The sequence below is a fragment of the Exiguobacterium sp. FSL W8-0210 genome (assembly GCF_038006045.1).
Taxonomy (GTDB): domain Bacteria; phylum Bacillota; class Bacilli; order Exiguobacteriales; family Exiguobacteriaceae; genus Exiguobacterium_A.
The window spans coordinates 2,049,231-2,073,671 of sequence record NZ_JBBOUK010000001.1; the positions used below are offsets into that span (position 1 = coordinate 2,049,231).

Annotated in this window: 24 protein-coding genes; 5 read left to right on the plus strand and 19 right to left on the minus strand. The window is 44.8% G+C overall.

The window, feature by feature from the left end; genetic code table 11:
- Nucleotides 1-74: 74 nt before the first annotated feature.
- The 4 genes from lpdA to pdhA all read right to left on the minus strand — a co-directional run bounded on the left by lpdA (nt 75) and on the right by pdhA (nt 4,948).
- On the minus strand, nt 75-1,487 hold the full coding sequence (lpdA, locus tag MKY22_RS10845; RefSeq protein WP_341088785.1) for a dihydrolipoyl dehydrogenase: 1,413 nt from the start codon (nt 1,485-1,487) through the stop codon (nt 75-77).
- A gap of 3 nt (nt 1,488-1,490) precedes the next feature.
- Nucleotides 1,491-2,783 carry a dihydrolipoamide acetyltransferase family protein gene (locus MKY22_RS10850; RefSeq protein ID WP_341088787.1) on the minus strand — a complete coding sequence of 431 codons (1,293 nt, stop codon included), beginning with the start codon at nt 2,781-2,783 and terminating at the stop codon, nt 1,491-1,493.
- Nucleotides 2,784-2,884: 101 nt separating this feature from the next.
- A complete protein-coding gene (locus tag MKY22_RS10855) occupies nt 2,885-3,862 on the minus strand; it encodes an alpha-ketoacid dehydrogenase subunit beta (protein ID WP_035406692.1) in 978 nt (325 codons plus the stop codon).
- A 3-nt stretch (nt 3,863-3,865) separates the two neighbouring features.
- A complete protein-coding gene (gene pdhA / locus MKY22_RS10860) occupies nt 3,866-4,948 on the minus strand; it encodes a pyruvate dehydrogenase (acetyl-transferring) E1 component subunit alpha (RefSeq protein ID WP_023468852.1) in 1,083 nt (360 codons plus the stop codon).
- A 377-nt stretch (nt 4,949-5,325) separates the two neighbouring features.
- On the opposite strand from pdhA, the gene def reads away from it, so the two are divergent.
- Nucleotides 5,326-5,865, plus strand: a complete 540-nt coding sequence (gene def / locus MKY22_RS10865; protein WP_029342180.1) for a peptide deformylase — start codon at nt 5,326-5,328, stop codon at nt 5,863-5,865.
- 45 nt (nt 5,866-5,910) lie between these two features.
- Here the strand turns inward: def and rnjA are convergent, their stop codons facing one another.
- Nucleotides 5,911-7,578 carry a ribonuclease J1 gene (gene rnjA, locus MKY22_RS10870; protein ID WP_035396693.1) on the minus strand — a complete coding sequence of 556 codons (1,668 nt, stop codon included), beginning with the start codon at nt 7,576-7,578 and terminating at the stop codon, nt 5,911-5,913.
- Complete coding sequence (locus tag MKY22_RS10875; protein WP_023468855.1) at nt 7,575-7,790, minus strand: DNA-dependent RNA polymerase subunit epsilon; 216 nt, start codon at nt 7,788-7,790, stop codon at nt 7,575-7,577. Before MKY22_RS10875 ends, rnjA begins: the two co-directional genes overlap by 4 nt.
- 173 nt (nt 7,791-7,963) lie before the next feature.
- On the opposite strand from MKY22_RS10875, the gene MKY22_RS10880 reads away from it, so the two are divergent.
- The gene (locus tag MKY22_RS10880) at nt 7,964-8,740 is read left to right on the plus strand and encodes a Cof-type HAD-IIB family hydrolase (protein ID WP_050677552.1); all 777 of its coding nucleotides are present in this window, start codon (nt 7,964-7,966) and stop codon (nt 8,738-8,740) included.
- Between the two features lie 44 nt (nt 8,741-8,784).
- Here the strand turns inward: MKY22_RS10880 and MKY22_RS10885 are convergent, their stop codons facing one another.
- The 3 genes from MKY22_RS10885 to MKY22_RS10895 form a co-directional block, all read right to left on the minus strand.
- A complete protein-coding gene (locus MKY22_RS10885) occupies nt 8,785-9,453 on the minus strand; it encodes a potassium channel family protein (RefSeq protein WP_341088792.1) in 669 nt (222 codons plus the stop codon).
- A 104-nt stretch (nt 9,454-9,557) separates the two neighbouring features.
- Nucleotides 9,558-10,580, minus strand: coding sequence for a cytochrome d ubiquinol oxidase subunit II (locus tag MKY22_RS10890; RefSeq protein ID WP_035406681.1), 1,023 nt, complete (start codon nt 10,578-10,580; stop codon nt 9,558-9,560).
- A gap of 12 nt (nt 10,581-10,592) precedes the next feature.
- Nucleotides 10,593-11,990, minus strand: coding sequence for a cytochrome ubiquinol oxidase subunit I (locus MKY22_RS10895; RefSeq protein ID WP_035406678.1), 1,398 nt, complete (start codon nt 11,988-11,990; stop codon nt 10,593-10,595).
- A 330-nt stretch (nt 11,991-12,320) separates the two neighbouring features.
- Here MKY22_RS10895 and MKY22_RS10900 point away from each other — a divergent pair, with 330 nt between their 5' ends.
- A complete protein-coding gene (locus tag MKY22_RS10900; RefSeq protein ID WP_341088793.1) occupies nt 12,321-13,259 on the plus strand; it encodes an IS30 family transposase in 939 nt (312 codons plus the stop codon).
- Between the two features lie 23 nt (nt 13,260-13,282).
- On the opposite strand, the gene MKY22_RS10905 is transcribed toward MKY22_RS10900, so the two are convergent.
- Nucleotides 13,283-14,395 carry an N-acetyldiaminopimelate deacetylase gene (locus MKY22_RS10905; RefSeq protein ID WP_133207547.1) on the minus strand — a complete coding sequence of 371 codons (1,113 nt, stop codon included), beginning with the start codon at nt 14,393-14,395 and terminating at the stop codon, nt 13,283-13,285.
- Entirely contained in the window at nt 14,379-15,269 is an 891-nt protein-coding gene (locus MKY22_RS10910) for a LysR family transcriptional regulator (RefSeq protein ID WP_290778232.1), read from the minus strand. The genes MKY22_RS10905 and MKY22_RS10910 overlap by 17 nt, the downstream gene beginning before the upstream one ends.
- 65 nt (nt 15,270-15,334) lie before the next feature.
- On the opposite strand from MKY22_RS10910, the gene MKY22_RS10915 reads away from it, so the two are divergent.
- Entirely contained in the window at nt 15,335-15,730 is a 396-nt protein-coding gene (locus MKY22_RS10915) for a disulfide bond formation protein B (protein ID WP_029342185.1), read from the plus strand.
- 100 nt (nt 15,731-15,830) lie between these two features.
- On the opposite strand, the gene MKY22_RS10920 is transcribed toward MKY22_RS10915, so the two are convergent.
- The 8 genes from MKY22_RS10920 to MKY22_RS10955 all read right to left on the minus strand — a co-directional run bounded on the left by MKY22_RS10920 (nt 15,831) and on the right by MKY22_RS10955 (nt 23,384).
- The gene (locus tag MKY22_RS10920) at nt 15,831-17,414 is read right to left on the minus strand and encodes an IS1182 family transposase (protein ID WP_341085783.1); all 1,584 of its coding nucleotides are present in this window, start codon (nt 17,412-17,414) and stop codon (nt 15,831-15,833) included.
- Nucleotides 17,415-17,591: 177 nt separating this feature from the next.
- Nucleotides 17,592-18,863, minus strand: a complete 1,272-nt coding sequence (locus MKY22_RS10925) for an FAD-dependent oxidoreductase (RefSeq protein WP_341088795.1) — start codon at nt 18,861-18,863, stop codon at nt 17,592-17,594.
- Nucleotides 18,864-18,978: 115 nt separating this feature from the next.
- Nucleotides 18,979-19,797, minus strand: a complete 819-nt coding sequence (gene nadE, locus MKY22_RS10930; RefSeq protein ID WP_341088797.1) for an ammonia-dependent NAD(+) synthetase — start codon at nt 19,795-19,797, stop codon at nt 18,979-18,981.
- Nucleotides 19,798-19,965: 168 nt separating this feature from the next.
- Nucleotides 19,966-20,274: a BsuPI-related putative proteinase inhibitor gene (locus MKY22_RS10935; protein WP_341088798.1), complete on the minus strand. Its 309-nt coding sequence runs from the start codon at nt 20,272-20,274 to the stop codon at nt 19,966-19,968.
- Between the two features lie 79 nt (nt 20,275-20,353).
- Nucleotides 20,354-20,566: a hypothetical protein gene (locus MKY22_RS10940; protein ID WP_023468866.1), complete on the minus strand. Its 213-nt coding sequence runs from the start codon at nt 20,564-20,566 to the stop codon at nt 20,354-20,356.
- A gap of 360 nt (nt 20,567-20,926) precedes the next feature.
- The gene (locus MKY22_RS10945; protein ID WP_050677558.1) at nt 20,927-22,018 is read right to left on the minus strand and encodes a conserved virulence factor C family protein; all 1,092 of its coding nucleotides are present in this window, start codon (nt 22,016-22,018) and stop codon (nt 20,927-20,929) included.
- 86 nt (nt 22,019-22,104) lie between these two features.
- Complete coding sequence (locus MKY22_RS10950) at nt 22,105-22,818, minus strand: alpha/beta fold hydrolase (protein WP_290778243.1); 714 nt, start codon at nt 22,816-22,818, stop codon at nt 22,105-22,107.
- Between the two features lie 8 nt (nt 22,819-22,826).
- Nucleotides 22,827-23,384 (minus strand): GNAT family N-acetyltransferase, encoded by a 558-nt coding sequence (locus tag MKY22_RS10955; protein ID WP_023468869.1) that lies wholly within the window; start codon nt 23,382-23,384, stop codon nt 22,827-22,829.
- Between the two features lie 132 nt (nt 23,385-23,516).
- Here MKY22_RS10955 and MKY22_RS10960 point away from each other — a divergent pair, with 132 nt between their 5' ends.
- Nucleotides 23,517-24,248, plus strand: coding sequence for a hypothetical protein (locus MKY22_RS10960; protein WP_341088803.1), 732 nt, complete (start codon nt 23,517-23,519; stop codon nt 24,246-24,248).
- Nucleotides 24,249-24,441: the final 193 nt, after the last annotated feature.

Here is a 24,441-nt window from a genome sequence, read left to right on the forward strand (position 1 = left end):
CCTTTTTTGTATCAAGACCAAACAAAAAAACACCTCATACACGATCGGCTCCCCGTGTATGAGGTGTTTCGATATTATTTAATGATGTGGATTGGGCTACCGATTGCAACTTCAGCAGTTTCCATTGCGATTTCACCGAGTGATGGGTGTGCATGGATTGTGAGTGCGATATCTTCAGCTGTCATACCAGACTCGATTGCGAGTCCCATTTCAGCGATCATATCAGATGCGCCTGTACCAGCGATTTGCGCGCCGATCAAGAGACCATCTGATTTACGAGTGATCATTTTCAAGAAGCCGTCTGGCTCGTTGAGTGCAAGTGCACGACCATTCGCAGCGTAAGGGAATTTAGACGCGATGTAATCGAGTCCTTCTTCTTTCGCTTGTGCTTCCGTGTAACCGACTGTAGCGAGTTCTGGATCTGTGAAGACGACCGCTGGAATCGCGCTGTAGTCGAGGTATGCAGGGTGTCCTGCAGCTGCTTCAGCAGCAATTTTAGCTTCGAATGAAGCTTTGTGTGCAAGTGGTGGTCCTGGAACGATATCACCGATTGCGTAGATGTTTTCGTTTGAAGTACGGCACTGATCGTCGATTTCGACAAGACCACGGTCGCTGACTTTAACTTCTGCCATTTCAAGACCAAGATCACCAGTGTTCGGACGGCGACCGACAGTAACGAGGACGTAGTCCGCTTCAACTGTTTGTGCTTCACCGTTGACTTCGAATGTTACTTTAACGCCATCTTCCGACTCTTCTACACTTTGAGCAAGTGCTTCGTTGTGGATTATGATGTTACCTTTTTGTTTGAGCTTCTTCTTAACGACTTGCGTCATAGCAGGCTCGAAACCAGAAAGGATGTCTTTTGTTCCTTCAAGAATGACGACTTCTGTATCGAAGTTCGCATACGCTGTACCAAGCTCCATCCCGATGTATCCGCCACCGATGACGATGAGTTTTTTCGGGATTTCAGGAAGGTTCAATGCGCCTGTTGAAGAAAGGACGCGTTTTGACCATTTGAAAGCTGGAAGTTCGATTGGAGTCGAACCTGTCGCGATGATACATTTCTTGAATTTGTAAGGAGTCGAAGAATCTTCGTTGATGATACGGACTGTATCTTCTGATTGGAAGTAAGCTTCCCCAACGACAGTCTCGACTTTGTTCCCTTTAAGAAGACCACTAACGCCGCCAGTCAATTTGTTGACGACAGATTGTTTCCAAGATTGAACTTTCGAGAAATCGACAGTTGCATTCTCAGAAGTGATCCCCATATCGCTTGCACCTTTAGCATGCTGGAAGTTATGTCCTGCAGTGATCAAGGCTTTTGATGGGATACATCCAACGTTTAAGCAAACACCGCCGACGTTTTCGCGTTCAACGATTGTTACTTTCATACCGAGTTGCGCGCCGCGGATTGCAGCAACGTAACCACCAGGGCCAGCCCCGATTACGAGTAAATCTGTTTCTTGTGCGAATTCACCTACTACCATTGCTTATCCCTCCATGATGAGAAGTTGTGGGTCGTTCAATAGGCGTTTAACTAAGTTAAGCGCGTTTTGTGCAGTTGCACCATCGATGAGACGGTGGTCGAAGCTGAATGAAAGTGCAAGAACTGGTGCAGCAACGATTTCGCCGTTTTTAACGACTGCTTTTTCAGCGATACGGCCGATACCGAGGATTGCAACTTCTGGGTGGTTGATGACTGGTGTGAACCACTGACCGCCAGCAGAACCGATGTTAGTGATCGTGATTGATCCGCCTTTCATCTCTTCGCCAGAAAGTTTACCTTCGCGTGCTTTACCAGCAAGGTCGTTGATGTCGTCAGCGAGTGAGAAGATCGATTTACGATCTGCATCTTTAACGACTGGTACGACAAGACCGTTGTCTGTATCTGCAGCGATACCGATGTTGAAGTAGTTTTTGTAGACGATTTCTTCGTTTACATCGTCGATTGATGCGTTGATTGCTGGGTATTTTTTAGCAGCAGCAGTCAATGCTTTTACGACGAACGGAAGGTAAGTCAATTTCGTACCTTGAGCAGCCGCAACTTCTTTGAAGTTTTTACGGAGTGCTACGAGGTTCGTAACATCGACTTCGTCCATGAGTGTTACGTGTGGAGCTGTATGTTTCGAGTTAACCATTGCTTTCGAAATCGCTTTACGGATTCCTTTGATTTTCTCGCGTGTTTCAAGTTCAGGTTGAGCAGCAACGTATGGCTTAACTTCTGTTTTTGGTGCAGAAGCAGCTGCAGCTGGTGCTTTTTCTTCTGTTGCTGATGCTTCAGAAGTTTGACCACCGTTTGCGAATGCATCGATGTCTTCTTTGACGACACGACCGTTGTCTCCAGAACCTTGGACTTCACGGATGTCGACACCTTTTTCACGTGCATATTTACGGACAGATGGCATCGCGATGACGCGTTCTGATTTATGGATTTGAACCTCGTTTGGTTTGTCTTCCACTTTTTGATCCGTATCTTGAACGTCTTTCGCGTTGTCTTCAGCTTTTGGTTGCTCTGCTTCTTCAGAAGGAGCAGAACCTTCGCCTTCGACTTCGAAAGTGATGAGGACGTCGCCAACGACAGCTACGACACCTTCGTCAACTTTTACTTCTTTAACAGTACCATCAACCGGTGATGGGATTTCAACGACTGCTTTATCGTTTTGTACTTCAAGAAGAACGTCGTCTTCCTTGACAGTGTCGCCCGCTTTTACGAACCACTTTACGATTTCACCTTCATGAATACCCTCACCGATATCCGGCAATTTGAATTCAAATAAACCCATTTGAATATGCCTCCTTTTAGTTCACTCTTCTAGTCGATTGTTATCTGTAAAAACGGAAGCAAGGAGAGAATGGACCCCTCTCCTTATTTTCCGAAATGCTCTTAGAAATTGTAGACAGTTTTGACTTTCTCAACGATATCTTTGTGATCTGGGATCCAGACGTCTTCACCTTGTGCGAATGGGAAGATTGTATCTGGAGCAGCAACACGAAGAATTGGCGCTTCGAGGTCAAGGATTGCACGTTCTTGGATTTCAGTTGCAACCATTGCAGCGATACCCGCTTGTTTTTGTGCTTCTTGAACGACGACGACACGGTTTGTTTTCTTGACAGAAGCAAGAATCGTATCGATGTCGATTGGGCTGATTGTCATCAAGTCGATGATTTCGACGCTGATGTTTTCTTTTTCGAGCTCTTCAGCTGCTTTAAGTGAAGCGTGTACCATCGCACCGTAAGTGACGATTGTTACGTCTGTACCTTCACGTTTAACATCAGCTTTTCCGAGTTCGATCGTGTAATCGCCCTCTGGCACTTCACCGCGGAATGAACGGTAGAGTTTCATGTGCTCAAGGAATACGACTGGGTCGTTGTCGCGGATTGACGCGATCAAAAGACCTTTTGCATCGTAAGGTGTTGAAGGAATGACAACTTTAAGTCCTGGTGACTGAGCCATGAGTCCTTCGAGGTTATCTGCGTGAAGTTCCGGTGTTTTAACACCGCCACCGAATGGTGAACGGATTGTAACAGGTGCATTGTATGTGCCGCCTGAACGGTAACGTAGACGCGCAAGTTGTGCTGCGACTGAATCGAATACTTCGAATACGAATCCGAAGAATTGGATTTCCATGATTGGACGGAATCCTGTCAGACTGAATCCGACAGCAAGACCACCAATACCTGATTCTGCAAGTGGTGTATCGAAGACGCGGTCTTCGCCGAGCTCATCTTGAAGACCTTCTGTCGCACGGAATACCCCACCGTTTTTACCGACGTCTTCACCGAACAAGAGAACTTGTTCGTCGCGTTTCATCTCGACGCGCATTGCGTCAGTGATCGCTTGGATCATCGTCATTTGTGCCATGGGTTATTTCGACTCCTTTGCTGTATACTCATCAAGCTGCTCTTGCAGGTTTTGTGGAAGCTTCTCAGCCATCACGTTGATGAAATCTGTAACTTTTTGTTTTGGTTCTTTGTCAGCTTGTGCAAGTGCTTCCTTAACGTCAGCTTTAGCTTGCTCGATGACTTCGTTCTCTTTATCTTCGTTCCAAAGACCTTTTGCTTCCATGAAAGCACGGAAACGGACGAGTGGATCTTGTGCTTGATACTCATCATCCATGTCTTTTGTACGGTAACGTGTTGGATCATCACCAGCGAGTGTGTGTGGTCCGTAACGGTAAGTCAATGTTTCGATCAATGTCGGAACACCGTTGAGTGCTTCAACACGCGCTTGTTTCGTAGCTGCGTATACAGCAAGAACGTCCATACCGTCGACTTGGATACCATTGATACCAGCAGCGACAGCTTTTTGAGCGATTGTTTTCGCCATAGATTGTTTTTCGACAGGTGTCGAGATTGCGAAACGGTTGTTTTGAACGACGAAGATTGCAGGTGCTTTGAAAGCTCCAGCGAAGTTCATACCTTCATAGAAGTCACCTTGTGAAGAACCACCATCACCTGTGTAAGTGATTGCGACTTGTTCTTTACCGCTTTTCTTAAGACCGAGAGCAACACCAGCCGCTTGAACGATCTGCGCACCGATGATGATTTGTGGCATTAAGACGTTAACACCTTCAGGGATCTTACCACCTGTGATGTGACCACGTGAGAACAAGAATGCTTTGTAAAGTGGGAAGCCATGGAAGACCATTTGTGGAATATCACGGTATCCAGGAAGAATCCAGTCATCTTTATCCAAAGCGAATTGCGTACCGATCATTGACGCTTCTTGTCCAGCTACTGGAGCGTAGAAACCAAGACGTCCTTGACGGTTAAGTGAGATTGCACGTTGGTCCCAGATACGTGTGTATACGAGACGGCGCATTAATTCCGTAAGCTCTTCATCCGAGAGGTCTGGCATAGCGTCTTTATTGACGACTTCACCTTTCTCGTCAAGAATGCGGAACGTTTCAAAGTTTTCTTCCACGTTTTTAAACATGTTTACGTTCATCTTTTCACCTCATCCTTTCACTGCGTTCAGCGAAATATTCCTCTGACTGATTTGCCCACATGACAATAGTGTCCAAAAAACGAAGTCCCGTGTGACTATCCTTTGAACATGTGTCTGTGTACCTATTCAGTTGAGTAAACTGTATTATCATGAATCGACACGTTATAGTGTCTTGTTCATTACGTTACAAGTATAAATCTGTAACACCTTAAAATCAAAGGAAATGTTTTATTTTTTTCGCGTTTCACATTGTGAATTCAATCACAAAACTAGAATATTCCATCTTCTGTATCATTCGATATTTTCCTACTGTGTTAGTTGTCATCATTCCCCACTTTCCTATGCTATACTTTTTGTAGACGAAAGGAGTGTTGTTCATGATCACCATGAATGAAATCGTACGCGAAGACGTTCCTGCTCTTCACGAACGATCAGTAGAAGTGACCTTCCCTCTCAGCGATGAGGATAAGGAAACGATGCGACTCATGCGCGAGTTCCTCGCCAACAGTCAAGATGATGAAATTGCGAAGAAATATGACTTACGAAGCGGCATTGGACTTGCAGCACCACAAATCGGTGTCAACAAGCGCATGTTCGCGATCCGCTTACCGGATGGTGATGATTTGCTGGAATTTGGTATCTATAATCCAAAAATCATCAGTCATTCCGTTGAGCAGACCTATTTAACGGGCGGCGAAGGATGTCTGTCCGTCGATCGTGAAGTCGAAGGACATGTACCGCGCTATATGCGTATTACCCTAACTGGCATCGATCATAACGGAAATCCTATAAAATTACGTTTAAAAGGGATGAAAGCAATCGTCTGCCAGCATGAATACGACCATCTAGATGGCGTCATGTTCTATGATCGGATTGATAAAAAAGAACCGTTCAAGGAATACGGTCCTGCCACGTAATGCAAAAATCCTCGTTTCCGTTTCGGAGACGAGGATTTTTTTGAATCAGACTTCCATGATGATCGGCATGACCATTGGATGACGTTGTGTTTTTTCTGTTAAATACGGTGTGAGCGTATCATTGATGACTTGTTTGATGTCCGTCCATTTTGTATTACGGTTCGCAAGCGATTGATCAAGCGAACGCTTGAGTAGACGTTCAGCATCTTTAATCAAATTACCCGACTCACGCATGTAGACGAAACCACGCGAGATGATGTCCGGTCCAGAGACGAGACGATTCGTCTTCGAGTCAAGCGTCACGACGACGACGACGAGTCCCTCTTCTGAGAGAATACGGCGATCGCGTAAGACGATGTTTCCGATGTCTCCGATTCCTTTTCCGTCGACATAAACCGCATTCGCTTGAATCTTCCCAGTGATAGCGGCTGCATTCGCATCTAATGCCAGTACTTCACCGTTATCCATGACGAAACAGTTCTCTTCCGGTACGCCAGCATCCATCGCAAGCGACATATGCTTCTTCAGCATCCGGTATTCCCCGTGAATCGGCATGAAGTATTTCGGATTCAATAGACGTAACATGAGCAACTGCTCTTGTTGACTACCGTGACCTGATGTATGGATATCATTCAGTTTACCGTACATGACATCTGCACCAGCTTTATATAGCTGATTGATCGTCTTTCCGACAGAAACGACGTTTCCTGGGATTGGTGACGAAGAGAAGATGACGAGATCATCCGGAATGATCGAGATTTGACGGTGTGTTCCGTTTGCGATACGGCTAAGTGCAGCCATCGGTTCTCCTTGTGAGCCGGTACAAAGGATCGTCAACTCATTTGATTTATAACGTTTCATCTCGTTTGGTTCGATGATCGTACCCTTCGGCGCTTTGATGAAATCAAGTTCTTGACCAATCATCATGACCTTGTCCATGCTACGTCCGAAGACGACGATTTTCCGTCCTGCTTCTACAGAAGCATTGACGACTTGTTGCAGACGATAGATGTTCGACGCAAACGTCGCGAAGATGATCCGTCCTTCCGCTTTACGGAAGATGTCTGAGATCGTTTCCCCAACGACACGTTCACTCATCGTAAACCCTTCCACTTCTGCGTTCGTTGAGTCCGATAGAAGACACAATACGCCTTCCTTACCGAGTTCAGCCATTTTAGCTAGATCAGCCGGTTCACCAACTGGCGTGAAATCGAACTTGAAGTCCCCTGTATGCACGATGTTCCCTTGTGGCGTTTTGACGACGACACCGAACGAGTTTGGAATCGAGTGTGTCGTACGGAAGAACGAGATGCTTGTCTTCCGGAACTTGATGACCGAATCCTCATCGATCTCATGCAGTTCCGCGTTGCGAAGCAAACCATGTTCTTCTAACTTCACCTTGATGAGACCCATCGCAATCTTCCCAGCGTAAATCGGTAAGTTCACTTGTTTGAGCAAGAATGGCAGACCGCCAATGTGATCTTCATGACCGTGTGTGATGAAGACGCCTTTGACCTTATCCTTGTTCTTGATCAAGTACGTGTAATCTGGAATGACATAGTCGATTCCGAGTAATTCATCTTCTGGGAACATGACACCCGCGTCAATGACGATGATCTCATCTTGGAATTGAACGACATACGTGTTCTTCCCGATTTCCCCTAGTCCACCGAGTGCGAAAACGGCGGCTTGATGGTTTTTGACGAACTTCATTCGAACGTCGCAACCTTGAAATCAGGATGTTGTTGTTCGTATGTCAAAAATTCTCCGCTGACTTCGCGGATGAACTCGATGTTGATATCTTTGAGGTGGTCAATCGTTGATCGCACGTCACGAATGCTTTCCCCTTCTACATACATTGTTTCTGTCCGTTCACGAACAGGTGCTTCCGAACGAAGCGGTTGGTAAAATACTTTAAAAATCATGCCTAGCAACTCCTTATCAGTACATTGTTTTTTGTCCTTAGTACAGTATACACGATACACGGACTATTTTTCATCCTTATTCCGCATGTTCCCTTCAGGCAACACGCTTTTGGTTATGCTATACTTTCACGTGAACAGGTCATTTTGACCAATTAAAAAGAGAAGGTGAAACCATGGCAAATCAGAAAGTCGTCTTTTTCGATATCGACGGAACCTTATTGCATGATGGTCATTTTGTTCCGGAATCAACAAAACAGGCAATTCGTAAGCTTCAAGAAAACGGTGTATATGTAGCGCTCGCAACCGGACGTGGACCTGCGATGTTGTCCGGAATCCGTGAATTGCTCAACATCGATACGATCATCGGTTACAACGGACAAATCGTCGTTCATCAAAATGAAATCATCTACAAACGTCCGCAACCGAAGACGGATTTGACACAGTTGACACAACAAGCACGTGAAAACGGACATACACTTGTCTACCTCGGTGAAACAAAAGGCTTCACGACGAAATCGAATGACGTTCATGTCGTTGATTCACTCGGAGAGCTTGATATGCCGTTACCGGTTCACGATGAAGAAGCATTTTTATCGCATGATGTTTTCCAAACACTCGTCTACTGCACAGCTGAAGAAGAGAGCGATTATGTTAAACGCTATGACGCATTTGATTTCATTCGTTGGCACCCACATGCAATGGATGTCATCAATGTCGGTTCCTCGAAAGCAGAAGGGATCAAACAATTCCTGAAATTGACGAATATTCGCCGCGAAGATACCTTTGCATTTGGTGATGCTTTAAACGATCTAGAGATGCTTCGCTACGTCGGAACGGGTATTGCAATGGGCAACGGACTTCCAGAAACGAAAGCTGCTGCCGATTATGTCACGAAACCTATTCTTGAAGACGGTATCGCACACGGATTAAAAGAATTCCAACTCATTTAATTAGGTATAAGTAAATGTAAAGCTGAGGCGCGCCTCAGCTTTTTTTAGTTCTTCACTTTATGAATCGCACGCTCTAGACGGTCGAGATCCTCATTTTCACCAATGACGACGAGATAGTCCCCTTTTTCAATCATTTCATCCGCTTGTAAAGAAATCAGAACGTTTTCCCCACGTTTAATGGCGACAACGTTTGCTCCATATTTACTTCGTAAGTCGAGATCAATTAAGGTTTGTTTTGCCATCTGATCACTGACTTTAATCTCAACGATTGAAAATTCTTGTGATAAGTCTAAGTAATCAAGGATATTCGAACTCATCAATCCGTTCGCAATCCGAACCCCCATATCCCGCTCAGGGTGAACGATGAAATCCGCTCCGATTTTTCGCAATACTTTTTCATGGTAATCATTCGTTGCTTTGACGGTGATCGATTGTACACCAAGCTCTTTTAAGATCAACGTCGTCAAGATAGACGCTTGAATGTTCTCCCCAATAGCGACGATGACATGATCAAAGTTTCGAATCCCCAAACTTTTTAAAACGTTCTCATCGGTCGTATCGGCAATGACAGAATGTGTCGCAATCCCCATGAATTCGTTGACACGTTCCTCATCGGAATCAATTGCCAAGACATCATAGCCGTTTTTCGATAATTCGCGGACAATCGAGCCACCAAAACGCCCTAGTCCGATTACTGCAAACTCTCCATTCATTTTCACAACTCTCCTTCACAATCGCTCTTCCTTAGTAGTGTACCCGATTCAATTTAAAAATACTATAAACGCCTCTGCGAATCGCAGAGGCGTTTATCCATTCATTATTTTGATGATTTTCCACGTACATAATCGTTATCGAACAAGAAGAGCCGTAAAATCAAATACAACGCCGGAATTAAGAGTAAAAGTCCGAAGATGAAAACGACGACGAGTGCGGAAGCCATCGTTTCGTTTACGACTGCTTTGTTGATATCGATATATGGATACAAGATATACGGCAAGTGTGTATATCCGTAACCAAACCACGCGACTGCATATTGTAGCATGACCGCGACGAACGCGATGCCATAGTTTTTCTTCATATAGACGAGTGTCACGGCAATGAGGAAAAATAAGAAACTAGCAGCGAACCACCACCAGTTGCCGTTTAGGATATTTTCATAATGCCATGCTGCTTGGTTCTTCAGTCCAAAGAAGACGAGCGCACAGACGAGGATTGTTGGTCCACTCCAGAAGAGTGCCCATTTCCGAATAAGCGGCGTAGCTCCCTCATCTTTCGCTTTATCCGCGTAGAATAAGAGGAACATCGCGCTGATGTATAAGACAGATACGATAGCGAGCGCTACGACCGTCCACGAGTAAAAGTTCGAAAATAATTTCGTTCCTAAAAACTCAACTGTATCATTCGTTTTGCGGATGAAACCACCTTGACTGATCGTCAATGTCGTCGACATCGCAGCAGGAATCAGCAACCCTGTCGCTCCATATAAAAATGTGTAGAACATGCTGTCATTTGATCCATAATTGGCGAACGCATAAAAACTACCACGAATCGCAATCAAGACAAGAACAATTGACGCTGGTACGAGTAGTGCCGTACCGAAATAGTAAGCGGAGTCTGGGAAGAACCCAACTAGTCCTACGAAGAAGAATACGAAGAAGACATTCGTTACCTCCCAAACAGGAGAGAGGTAACGAAGAATCAATCGATTCGTCAGATGATCCCGCTTCGTATATTTTGAATAAAAGGCGTAAAATCCAGCACCGAAGTCAATTGAGGCAACGATGAGATATCCGTACAGGAAAGTCCAAAGGACCGTGATCCCTAGTGTTTGAACGTCCAAATCGTTCCCTCCTTACTTGTTATCATCCACGAACATTGCTTCACCGCGTGCATGGTGGTTTTCAGCAAGTTCTTGAAGTTCTTTTCCAACCGTGTTTTTCTTAAACATCCGTAATAAGACGACCGTACAAATCGTGCCAAGCAACAAGTACAATGCACTGAATAAAATGAGCATCGGACCAACCGCTGTTGAAGTCGTCGCCGCGTCCGCTGTTCGCATGATACCGTAAAGCGTCCAAGGTTGACGACCAATCTCAGCGTACATCCATCCCGCTTCGATTGAAATCATCGCTAACGGACCACCGATGAACACCCCTCGTAAAATCCACTTATTATATGGATTCAATTTTTTCAATCGGAATGCCAAGATGAACAAAGCAGAGATAGCAGTCAAGTACATCCCAATCGATACCATGATATCAAAGAAATAGTGGACGATCAGTGGTGCTTGATCTTCTTTTGCGAATTCGTTTAAACCGATGACTTCCGTATTCGGAGCCCCACCTGCAAGAATTGAGAGCGCATATGGGATTTTGACGGCTCCTTTGATTTCATAACTGCCGTCTTCTTGCTGATCAAGTATCCCACCAAAAATCAATTCTGCTTCATTTGTCGTATCAAAATGCCATTCCGCAGCTGCTAGTTTTTCTGGCTGGTATTTCGCTAAATATTTCCCTGAGAAGTCACCGACAAGTGCTGTCGAGAACGCGAAAATCAGACCAGCCATGACAGTGAGACGAAGAGCTTTCTTATGATATGCCGTCTCTGCTGCTGAGAGTGTCTTTTTGCGAAGCAAATGGAACGCCGCGATTGCTGCCAAGATAAAGGCAACAGTCAAGTAAGCTGAAACGATGACGTGTGTCGCCTTCGTCGGTGTCGCTGTATTAAACATTGCTTTTAATGGTTCGATTTGCGTCAACGTACCATTGACGATCTTAAATCCTTCTGGTGAGTTCATGAAGGAGTTGACTGTCGTGATGAAGAACGCTGATGCTGTCGCACCAATGACGACTGGAATCCCAATCAACCAGTGCAACCACGGATTTTTGAACCGGTCCCACGTATACAAGTAAATACCAAGGAAAATCGCTTCAAAGAAGAACGCGAACGTCTCCATAAATAGTGGCAGAGCAATTGTTTGACCCGCTACTTGCATGAGTGACGGCCAAAGTAATGATAGTTGCAAGCCGATTGCCGTCCCTGTTACGACACCGACCGCTACGGTAACGACGTATCCACGCGTCCACCGTCTTGCTAATAAGATATAATCTGGATCTTTGCGTTTCAGACCGATGAATTCAGCTGCCAGTACCATGAGCGGTACTCCGACACCAATCGTCGCGAAAATAATATGAAACGCTAGTGTGAGCCCTGTCAACAATCGACTGAGCACTACGGGATCATTGAACATGTATTTAGCCCCCTCTTCCTAAAACATACTTCTCTATATGGTCTATAACCGTATCATAGAGAACATAACCCTTTGTGTCTGTTTATAATGTTTGATGTAACAAATTGTTCACATATACACGTGATTTTTTTCACAAAATGTTCGAAAACTCTTATTCCTACATATATTAAAAACTTTCCCATTCCTGAATTCGAAAGGGAAAGCTTTATATCCTTTATTATTTCGACGAATTGTAATATTAAGTGCAACACCTAGCTGAAAACACAAAAAAACCCATAACGACCTCGTGTAGAATAGAGTTACCACACAAAATTCAACGGAGGATTCGTTATGAGCTATGTTCATCTTACCACATCAGAAAGAGTCAAAATAGAAACTTATCTAGAGCTTGGATTTTCAATGCGAAAGATCGCTCAGCATCTCGGACGACAGCCGTCTACGATTTCACGTGAGCTAAAACGGAATCCTTCCTACAATGCGATCAACGCTGGGCGGCGTTATGAGATGCAAAAAAAGAATTGTGGAGCACGCACGCTGTTCAGCGCTTCGCTTGGCTCACGTATCCTTTCGAAACTGCGAGAGACATGGTCTCCCGAACAGATCGCAAGACGGCTCTTTCACAAACAGGGACCATCGTACAGTACAATCTATCGATGGATATATAAAGGATTCATCAAGAGCGATTTAGGCGTTTTACGACAAAAAGGAAAGCGCCAAAAGCCACGTGAGACAAGAGGTCGCTTCAACATCGGGCTTCCGATCAGTAAACGTCCGTCGGACGTCCGGGGTCGAGAGACGTTCGGGCACTGGGAGTTGGATACTGTTGTATCAGGACGAGGACAGACAAAGGCATGTGTCGCGACATTCATCGAACGTAAAAGTCGGTTCTATATCGTACTACCGATGGTCGATCGTTCTTCTCACTCGATGGAACACGCCATCCGAACGCTTTATTCTTCTTTCCCATCGGGAACGTTTCAAACCATGACGACGGATCGCGGTAAGGAGTTCAGCTGTCACGAACGGATACAGGACTCTCTTGGTATCCCGATGTACTTCGCGGACCCCTATTCTTCATGGCAACGTGGCAGCAATGAGAATGCCAATGGTCTTCTCCGTGAGTTCTTCCCAAAGGGAACCAACTTCGGAATGATCAACAAGACAGAATTAGATCACGCACTTTCTAGAATCAACAATCGACCACGAAAGTGTTTGGATTGGAAAACTGCATACGAGGTCTTTTCCGAAGAAGTGTTGCGCTTAATTTGACAAACCGTCTTTCATAAAAACTTTTAAACATACTCTCGGAAATAATGGTCAAGTAAATCAATCACAAATGGAATCGCGGATTCATCTGGATTCAAGGTTGGTTGATGAAGACCAGATGTCGGATTGTCGACTCCGAGCCAAAACATCATTCCTGGAATTTCCTTCAACATGAATCCAAAGTCTTCTCCTGTCATTGCCGCATCACATTCAATGTAATTCGCATTCATCTTGACGAATGATGAAAATTTATCAACGATTTGTCGATCATTGACGACTTCGTAATAACGATTTCCGAATTGCAGATCAATCTTGACGCCGAAGGAAGCTTCAATTCCCCGGATGATGTCACGAACGCGTCGTTCCAATTTTTCCATGTCTTCTCCATTGAGTGCGCGCATCGTACCGTCAAGAACAGCTCTACCAGCGATGACGTTTTCTCGAATCCCAGCATCGACCTTTCCGATTGTGATGACGCTACAGTTCATCGGATTGATGGATCGGCTGACGATTGTTTGCAGTTGCATGATCAAGGCTGCTTGCGCGACGACCGTATCAATCGTCAAATGAGGAAATGCCGCGTGACCACTTTGACCATAAATCGTGATATGAACTTCTCGAGCACTCGCGAACAAGACGCCGGGACGGCTCGCAATCGTACCGACTGGATATTCCGGTGCAACATGAAGACCATACATCTCACTTGGACGATATTTTTCAAACAACGGACTTTTAATCATTGGTTCAGCCCCGCCCGGACCTTCTTCCGCTGGTTGGAATAAAAAGACGACATCATCCATGACCGGCAATTCAATGATTCGTTTCATCAACCCTAACGCAATCGACGTGTGCATATCGTGACCGCAGGCATGCATGAAGCCTGGATGTTCCGAGCAAAACGGAAGACCTGTCGCTTCTTCAATTGGTAACCCATCAATGTCTGCCCGGTAACCAATCGTCCGATTTCCAGTCAATCCTTTCACTCGAACGAAAACACCTGTTTCAAACGTGTCATACGTGACACGATCTGGTGGATAAGCACGAATTTGTTCCAATATAAAAGCTTGCGTCTTAAATTCCTTGAACCCTGGTTCTGGTATTTTATGAAGCGCGCGCCGCATTTCAATGGCGTATTCCATCTGACTGACTTCCTCCTTCTTCTTTTACGATATCCCAAAATGCTTGAACTTGTTTTAGTTCAAGCATCGATTCCGTAGACAAAATCCATGTATCTCGCTTTAATATCTTTCCAGATGATGTTTTTAACGGAAGCTGCATGACTTCATTTGATTGTTGGATCGTCGATTCGGGTAAAATCGCAAACCCAATTCCATGTAGAGCCATCTGCTTACATGTCTCGATTTGATCGACGACCAGCGTCCGAGATGGCGGACTTGCGAACCGATCTTGCCACCATTCTAAAATTTCTTGATAGTACGTTGAATCACTCTTGAACTGGATGAATGGTCGATCCGTCAAGCGTAACTGTTCGATTGACGTCAACTCACTATCGACTAAATAGAGCGGATCCGAGAAAAGACGTTCTTTGACACCTTTCCAGTCCGGGTTTCCACGAATGATTCCGATATGAAAATGTTCCTCTAACATATGACGCATCATCTCACTGGACCATCCCGTGACAAGCTGAACACGGACATGCGGATAACGCTCAACGAATCGTTTCAAGACACGCGGGAGCCAATATTGCCCCATGATGGAAGCGACGGCAATCCGAAGCGTCCCATAAACGGCACCCTCTTCTGCTGTCAATTCACTTTTTAACTCAAGTTCTTTCCGATTCATCTCTTTTGCGAGACCGATTACTTTTTCTCCTTGTGGTGTGATGCTTAACCCACGCGATGAACGAATGAATAATTTTGTTCCCCAGCGTCTTTCAATCGCAACGAGACGTTGACTAAGCGCAGGTTGCGAGACGAATAATCGTTCAGCAGCGCGCCTCATATTCAACTCTTCCGATAAGGTGATCAACATTTCCATTTCCGACACTTGCAATGTGAGATTCGACTCCTCATGATATAAGATGGCATTAGTTTAACACGTTAGAAAGGACGATACATATGACACGCTATCATTTTATGTTCATCATCTCAACGATTGCAACGCTTGGCAGTCTCTATTTCAGTGAAATTCGCGGATTCATTCCCTGCCCTCTCTGTTGGTGGCAACGACTATTCATGTATACGACAGCCTTTTATTTGCTCATCTCGCTATTCCGGTCAAAAACGATCGATCCGCTCTTCGTTCGCCTGTATGTGCTTGCCGGCTTTGGTGTCGCCTTGTACCACGTCATCCTTGAACGCTTACCCGATGGCGAAGCGTTATGTACGAGTGGCTGTCTCATCAAATGGGTCAACTATTTTGGTTTCTTGACGATCCCGATGATGAGTCTCATTGCCTTTACATTACTCTTGGTTCTAGCGTTCTATCCAGCACGTTCGAACAATGAAGCGTAAGATACAAAAAGAGGCTGGGACATAACTAGCTGAATTTAACGAAAAGAAGGAATTGCCATCACTGAGGATGTGCAATTCCTTCTTTTTTCATTGTCTCTCGTCAAGCTGCCCTTCGGGCAACGCTTTGGATGAGCCATTTCCTCAAATTTACGGCCATGAGGATGAAGCCGAGCTCACGCTTCACCTTCGCTTTTCCTCGCACAGAAAAGCGAGTGAAACTCAAATTAGCCTTCAGATATCCAAAAACTGGTTCCACGTCTATCTTCCGTTTCGCATAGAGGGATCCTGTTTTTTGATCTGAAAGCCATTTTTTCATCTGTTCTTTTTGTTCTTCCCATGAAGTGTTTATGTGTACCTGTCGGTGACGCCCTTCTTCGGCCTTTGTACAACGGGAGCGGAACGGGCAGCCATCACACCCTTCACTTTCATACACCTTGAAATCACGCGTGAATCCGTAACGATCTGTTCTCTTGGACATGTAACGGAACGTTACGTCCTGTCCATTCGGGCACACAAACCGATCCGCCGTTTCATCGTAAGACCAGTTCGCTGTGTTAAAGGGATCGTTGCGCCATTTTCGCGACTTTTCTTTTTCGAACATCGTGTAAGGGATGAGTGGAATGCGCCCACGGCGCATCAGAATATCCTGATAATTCTCCTGACTCCCATAGCCGGCATCCGCAACGATATGCGGTGGTAGTGGTAAATATGAGCTGACCTCATCTAAAAAGGGGAGTAACGTCCGGGCATCCGTCGGATTCGGATAAATATCATAAGCGAGTGTGTATTGTCCTTCGGTCGCGATTTGAACGTTATAGCCTGGTTTGAGTTGTCCATTTTGCATATGATCTTCTTTCATTCGCATGAACGTCGCGTCCGTGTCCGTTTTCGAATAGCTGTTCCGTCCAGCGAGCGTCCTCTTTTGAAGGGCGTATCTCTGTTTCCGCTCGATGAAATCTGTAATTTCCTTTCGAAGGAGACGTGGTTCCTTCCGTTCAGAACGCAGACGTTTTCTTTCTTGGGTGTCCGTACTCGCCTCGATTTTTTGGTTGATGGAAGCGATATGTGCGTCTACAGCTTCACCCATGTGTTCGAGTTCTGAGAGAGTAAGCTCGTCCGGGTTTTCTCGTTCAATTTCCGGTAGGATGTCTTGTTCGACGAGGTTGTCATAGATACGATTCGATTTGTCCACGAGAGACGCACTATGACGTTCAATCGATTTCCGCCAAACAAAGGTATATCGGTTCGCATTCGCCTCTAACTTTGTACCATCGATAAAGATGGCTTCTTCATTGATTTCTCCCATCTCGACGAGATGGCAACGGAAGGTAACGAAGGCTTGCTTCAATATCGGAGTGACTGCGGGATGCACTCGAAAACGGTTGATGGTACGATAGCTCGGCGCATTCCCTTGTGCTAGCCACATCATCCGCAGACTATCGGATAGTAATCCTTCAATCTTCCGACCGGAGAAGACCGATTGTGTGTAGGCACATAAGATAATTTTCATCATCATGCGTGGATGGTAAGCCGGGCATCCTGTCGTGCGCATGAAAGGCTCGAACACATCGTCTGGAATGGATTCGACGAGATGGTGGACAGCGAACGCAATATCATTTTCTTGAAGACGAACTTCTAAATCTAAGGGCAGAACCAGCTGGTTCATGTTATAATCTTTAAACATAAGGGCACCTCCGATGGTTATGGTTTGATCACTTTAACTTTATCAGAGGTTGTCCTTATTTGTTTATTCAGAATCGGTTTTTTTTCATAGAACAAGGCCCTCGAAACGTATAGTCGTTTCGAGGGCCTTTTGTTTGTGAAACTGAGTTATGTCCCAGCCTCTTTTTGTCGTTTGACATCAAGTCCATCGATTGAAGACGCTCACGGCACTTGAGAACGCAAGCTCCGAGAGTTGTCCCGTACCTTCACACCAGTCCCCGACGAAAGCGACACCTGCATGATCCGGAATATGAGTCGCAAGCGGCGTTTGCCCCATTTTCCATTTGATTTCTTGTACGACTGCTCGTTTGATCGTTCGTTCTGCGACGATACGTTGTCGCCAATCTGCAAAATGAACGTCAAGCATCTGTTCGATTCCTGTTCGGACATGTCCAATATATTCAGGATCCTCAAGTCGATCGTGTTCAAGGTAGGCGATTGCTTGAAGGACTTGACCATCCTTCGGTGCAAGACTTGCATCATAATGTGATAAATCCGTGATGAACGCTCGATGCGAACGGTCGTAGATGTATGAATACGGTGTTTGGATATACGGATGAAGTCCAAGATCATACACGAATACTTCTACCGGTTCATGGCTCGCGTACGGTGTAACAAATCGCTGAATGGCAGTGGGAGTCGCCATTTTTAAGATTTCACGCGGTGGGACGGCAAAGATGATCCGTTCGACGTTCCATTCTTGTTTCTTTCGATCACGTACTAAGAATCCTGTAGTAGTCGATTCGACTGCTGTTATTTTTGTTTTTTTCAGGATCTTCCCGTGGTTCTCTAGGATGATCCGTTCCAACTCCTGTACTAACCCTTGCCATCCACCTTCGATGTATGAGACAGGCTTGCGCGTCCGAAAAAGTTTTTGATAATACTCGAAATAGACGTCTGACGGAATTTTTTCGGGTTCTGCCGTAAAAAAGTTCGTTGATGCCAAATCAAGCATCAACTGTGCCACTTGTTCATCGACTCGTTCTGATTTTAACCACTGCCCGATCGATTGTTGCGGATCCCCTCGTTCGACTCGTAAAATCGTTTTAATGATTTCCCATGTGAAACGTACTTTGTTCGTTCCTTCGATGACTTCTGTTTTCAATAATCCCCAGGCATTCGCAGGAACTGCCGTCAAATGACCTGAAAACTCATATTTCGCACGACTCGCTGAGAAATCCAGCCACGTCACTTCGATACCGAGCTGTTTCGTTAGTTTGCGAAGAATCGATTGATCGCGTCCATAAATCGCATGAGCACCGTAATTAAACGTAAATCCTTTTACGGTTTGAGAGGTGGCACGTCCTCCAAGTAATCCCGCATCCCAAAGCATGACCGGCGTTCCTTGTTTTGCGAATAATGCAGCTGCCGTCAAGCCGGATAACCCTCCACCTATAATCCCAATCGTCATACTCTCGCCTCCTCAATCATCGTTTCTCTTCTTTTCCCATAACAATTGAAGAAGAATCGAAGAACATGAAAAAAGGCGTGATTTCAATCTTGAAATCACGCCTCCTTATTTTGGATTATGCTTTCCACCATTCATCGAGTGGTGAGACCGGCATATGATGCTTATGCCCAACACGTTTATACTGCGTCTCTAACTTTTCTTGACTTGCTTCTGAAATCGTCTTTCCTTCCAAATAATCATCAATTTCTTCGTATGTCATTCCAAGTGCCACTTCGTCTGGTAATGCCGGACGATTTTCTTCAAGATCTGCTGTCGGAATTTTTTCAATCAAGACTTCTGGTGCGTTCAAGTAACGTAACAGTTGTTTCCCTTGCCGTTTGTTCAGTCCCGTCAATGGCGTCAAATCACATGCACCATCACCATGTTTCGTGTAGAATCCCGTCACGAATTCAGCTGCATGATCCGTTCCAACGACTAAACAGCCATAATGAGCGGCTAAATCATATTGACTTTTCATTCGCTCTCGCGCTTTCGTATTTCCTTTACTAAAGTCGGAAAGTTCTGCACCTGTCGCTTCTTTGAACGCCTGCATCGATGCTTCGACCGCTGGTTTAATGTTCACACGAAGCGAATGATCCGGTTGAATGAACGTCAAGGCTGTCTGTGCGTCTGCTTCATCTTGTTGTTCCCCGTAAGGCAAGCGGACCGCATAAAATGCGACATCTTTCCCCTCTTCTTTTCTCAACTCTTCAACTGCCAGTTGGCACAGACGACCTGCGAGCAAAGAATCTTGTCCCCCTGAGATGCCCAATACGAATCCTTTTGCTCCTGTATGCTTGAGATACGCTTTCAAGAAGGCTACCCGTTCGTTTACTTCTTGTGCTGGGTCAATGGCAGGCTTTACTCCTGTTACTTGGATGATTTCTTTTTGCATGAATCGCTTCACTCCTTCACATTGTGTTGATCGTCATTTTGAATCAATCATTTGTTGATCCGTCGTTTGTTTTGCACTTGCTCCCTTGAATTGACGGATTGTCGATACGCGAACTTCCGTGCTATCACCTAAAGAGGAGATCGGTAATTCAACCGTATACTGTTTCGTTTAACGTTTCGTGAACGTATCCTTTTCAATCGCTTGCGTGAATACTTGCTCTTTCTCAAAATCATACGTTACGTGTTGTTTCGCATCAATCAATTGAGCCTGAAAACGTTGTGAGGAAGGATACGTCACGTTCACACTGTGATCATTTGGATTCGTTAAAGAAATGTCTAATTGCATCATGTCGTCCTGCTTTGTCGTTTTGACTGCGATTTGAATCGGTTCGTTCGTGGTTGTTGCCTGTTGTTTCTTTTCTTGGCAACCTGCTAAACAAACAGTAAGCAGTAGCAGAATGAAAACGAGACGTTTCATCTCATCCCTCCTTTTATCTCTAATAATTTTATCACAAAAAAAGCGAGAGAGGATTCTCCTCTCTCGCACGTTTATCCGCTTATGCCACAGGTAAAGTCGATGGATTCATCTTGAATGAAAACAATTGCTCTAATCCTGTCGCAAACAGTTCGTCACAAATATCTTCTGCCGCGTTTGCTGGTGCGACTAATGTGATCGTACGACTGTCGATTGTTTCGATCGTTACATATACCCCTGTTTTTGTCCGTTCCTTGTATCCTACTGCTAAATCTGTTTCAGCGAAAAGTAACATATCCCCGATTCTCCCCTTTTCTCATTCATAATGCCCAGCCAAGAGATGACCTACATGATTCGAATTCGTTATTGTAGATTAACTGTACCAAAGGGCAGGAAAAAGAAGAAAATTGTCATTCGACATTTCATTTCAAAACAATATTTCAATTTCATCAGGGATATTTTGGAATGCTTGATTTAGTTGTTAGATGCAAGCGTTTTAATAAGCATTTCCAACACATTTCATTTCGATTTCAAAAAGATGACAACATAATTTTGATTATTTTACCAGCGTTTTTAGACAACAGGGAAAATATACCTAGACAATTGGTGACTCATTTTGTCGAATGATTCTCTTAAGCAATTATTTTTTAAGTTCTTATGAACTTTCATCTATCATTCGATTCATTTGCTGCCAAACCGTTCCTAGTGCTTCTTCCCCACTCTCGATCCGCGTTAATGCGAGTTCGGCTTGTAGAGCCACTTCATATTCCCGGTCTCGGATTGCTTCACGCAGTCTTGGAATCGACTGTTCCGTTCCGACATCAAACAGGAAGCGAGCAGCTCGCCAGCGTACTAATTTATTTTTATCCGCTAACGCTTCCATCATCATTGGTTCAGCTTCTGGCATCGCCCAATCTGAAATCGTATCGCCTGCTGTCCGGCGAACGATCCCTGACGGATCATGCAGTGCACTCGTCAAATACTCTAACAGTTCTTCTCGGTGATCTTCGAACATCCCAAGCTTTACAATCGCTTGACGCCGAATTTGCATCTTCTCATCCTGTAACAGGCGAGCATAAGCTGGAACCCACTCCATCTCAACAGGTAGTTCATCGAGCGCCGCGAATCGTTCTTTCCAATCGGATGATTGAATCGCTTGACCGCTAAACGTAATATCTTCTCCTGCTGCGAGCGACTTGAGACGTTCGATACGTTCGACTGGATATGCAATCTCAATCTCATTCGCTACTTCACGCAAACTTTCGTCAAGGTCTCCGTATCGAGGTGCTTGTTCCACCCAGCGTCGATCGCTAATGACATTCTGAACGAATGGTTGGACGAATAGCGCTGCTTCTCGGAAACGTTCCGACAGCCCTTCTCGTTTTTCTTCTAATCCTTTCACACCTTTGATTTGCATTGGTACGCCTAAAATGAACTGCACGAATAGATGGACAGGCTCATACTCAGCATCTGTCTCGTGTTGTTCAACGTCATTTAACGTTTCACCGAACGCACGTCGTATATCGATGACAAGCGAGCGCCAATCATATTTTGGATAACGCTCGATCGATAAAAAGTCACTGACCTGATAAACGAACTTAACGCCAGGTATTTCAAGTAATCGCTGAATGTGTTCCGGTGCGCCAAAGGCATGCTCAAATGTCTGCCCCTTTTCCGAAAAGACCTCATCAACGATGACTTTCATGTTATTTGGACTTGGTGTTGGTTCAATCGCTACGATTTTCATGTGTATCCCCTCCACTTCTATCATTTCAGATATCTAATCTGAAATGCAAAGCAAATGCCCTACAGACGTGACCGTAGGGCAAAAACTTACTTGAATGCTTCTTCGATGATTGCAACGAAAGCATCCGGTGTCTCAAGCATCCCCATGTGTCCACTGTCTGTTGACCGATGTATGAGATGATCATTCTTTGGTGCAAATGCACTTTCCTCTGAAATCAGTTGATCTTTCGTGCCATGAATGATGAGACCCTTCACGCTTGCTCTCGTCAAGACCTTCGTCATATCTCGCCGATCTCGCATCGCAGAGAGCGCACGAATGGCTCCTTCGACCGTCATCATGTATCCGATCTCAAGTGCTTCAGCGACAGCGAACTCATCTGCCCCTTCAGCGAATAAGGATGGAACAAGACCATTGACGAATTCTCTGACACCGACTTCTTCAACGCGTGTGATGTTTTGATTTCGTTTTTGTTTCGCTTGTTCATCATCTGCTTTAGCTGTCGAATACACAAGACCGTATCCACTAATTTGATCCGCGTACCCTTCAACAATTGCAGCTGTGATGTATCCACCAAAGGAATGTCCGATGATGATCGGCTTGTCGATACCACGTCGATCAAGTTCATGCATGACCCATTCTGCAAAGCCTTCAATCGTATCCGGACCAACATCGAGTCCCTCATGCCCCGGTAAACTTAGTGGTAATACATCAAAGGAATGTCGTAAATTTGCCTCTACCCGATTAAAATAATCTGTTCCTCCTGTAAATCCATGCAGGAGTACGAGTGTTTGTTTTTCCATTGACTACCTCATCCCTTCCATTCAGATGCGAGCATACGGTACATCGTCAAATCCATGAAACGACCATGACTGTATGCATAATCTTCTAGTAATCCTTCTGCTTTGAATCCTAATTTTTGAACCAATGCGTTAGAAGCGAGGTTTTCAGGTGCGACGAGGGCGCTGATTCGATGGAGAGCAAATTCTTCAAAGCCATATGTCAGAACAGCTCTTGCCGCTTCCGAAGCGACACCACGTTGCCAATAATCTTGACTAACTTCAAAACCAATTTCAGCCCGATGGTATTGAGACAGCCAGTTATGAAAACCGATCGTCCCGATCAATTGATTCGTTTGTGCATCAGCAATTGCCCAGCGAATCGCTTTACCTTGCGTGAACTGTTCTTTAAAGTAACTGATGACATTTTTAGCTTCATAGACCGTCACGAGTGGATCTGATCCGTAATAGTACATGACTTTATCGTCCGATAGGATTTTAAACAATTCGCGTGCGTCACGGTTTTCGAGCTCACGTAATATGAAGCGCTCGGTCCGCAATTCCGGGAAAGGCTTTCGCAAGCCCCACATGCTCCATCACCTCTCTTTATGCTTCTCTATGTAGTATGCCCGTTTTCAGAAGTAAATATCCTTTCAGGCAATTCGAAGTTTTGCTACTATTAAATTATGAAGTAGTTAGTCATGGAAAGGAAGCGAAGTGGTATGTCGAGTGCGTTACTTTACTTATATGAGGACGAGGAAAATCAACGATTAACGATGTCAGGAGTACATTTCTCTGATTTCGCTGCAGCCGTCGATTTGAAACGTCCTTTACTCATTTCAGGAAGTGATTTCAAACAGACGAAACAATCGTTTCGAACGATGCTTCATTACATCGAAGCGCATGAGATCGAACAGTTTTCACAATCAACGGATGTCCAGCGTCATCCTTTGACTGCTATTGATATTCGATCTTCCCATTCGCTCGATGTATTGACGGATGTCGAAATCGCGGAATTATTATTTTTAATGCATATGAAACGAGGGACACCGCTTCCTTTCCTTGACTCGATCGAGAATGAACTGGTCTATTTTAGCGAACACGATGGGCTTCATGCTTCTGTTTACTTGAAGGATTGGTCACGGGTAGAACAACTCATCTCTGACCTCGTGCAACGGAAATTTCGTCAGCATGCACGATCTGTCGCCTCGATCGCCTTAACAGCTGAAATCATGATTCATATTCGCCACCTCCTCAAAGAAGGGGTAGTGATTGATTTCGAAAGTGCAAAACGGTCTGTTTTCTCAAGAAACATCACGATTCCCGTATATGTAGCAGGACGCTACGAAGATATGAGCGTATTACATGAAGATTTTGAAGCGGAGAAAGAATCGATCCTTCGACGAGGAACGCTTGTTTGTCGCAAAAAAAAATGGAGTTTTGAGTTAGATTGACCTTTAGCATCTTTTTCTTTTAGAGAAGGATGCTTTTGTTCTATTTGAATTTCACATGATGATTCCCTCTTAACAGGTGTTCCTATCCATATGACAATATTGTTAAAAAATTTTTCGAATTTTCACACAAAATAAGACTAGCATCTGGTGAAGACTTCGCTATAATGAGGATAACCTTTTCAAGATAGAAGTT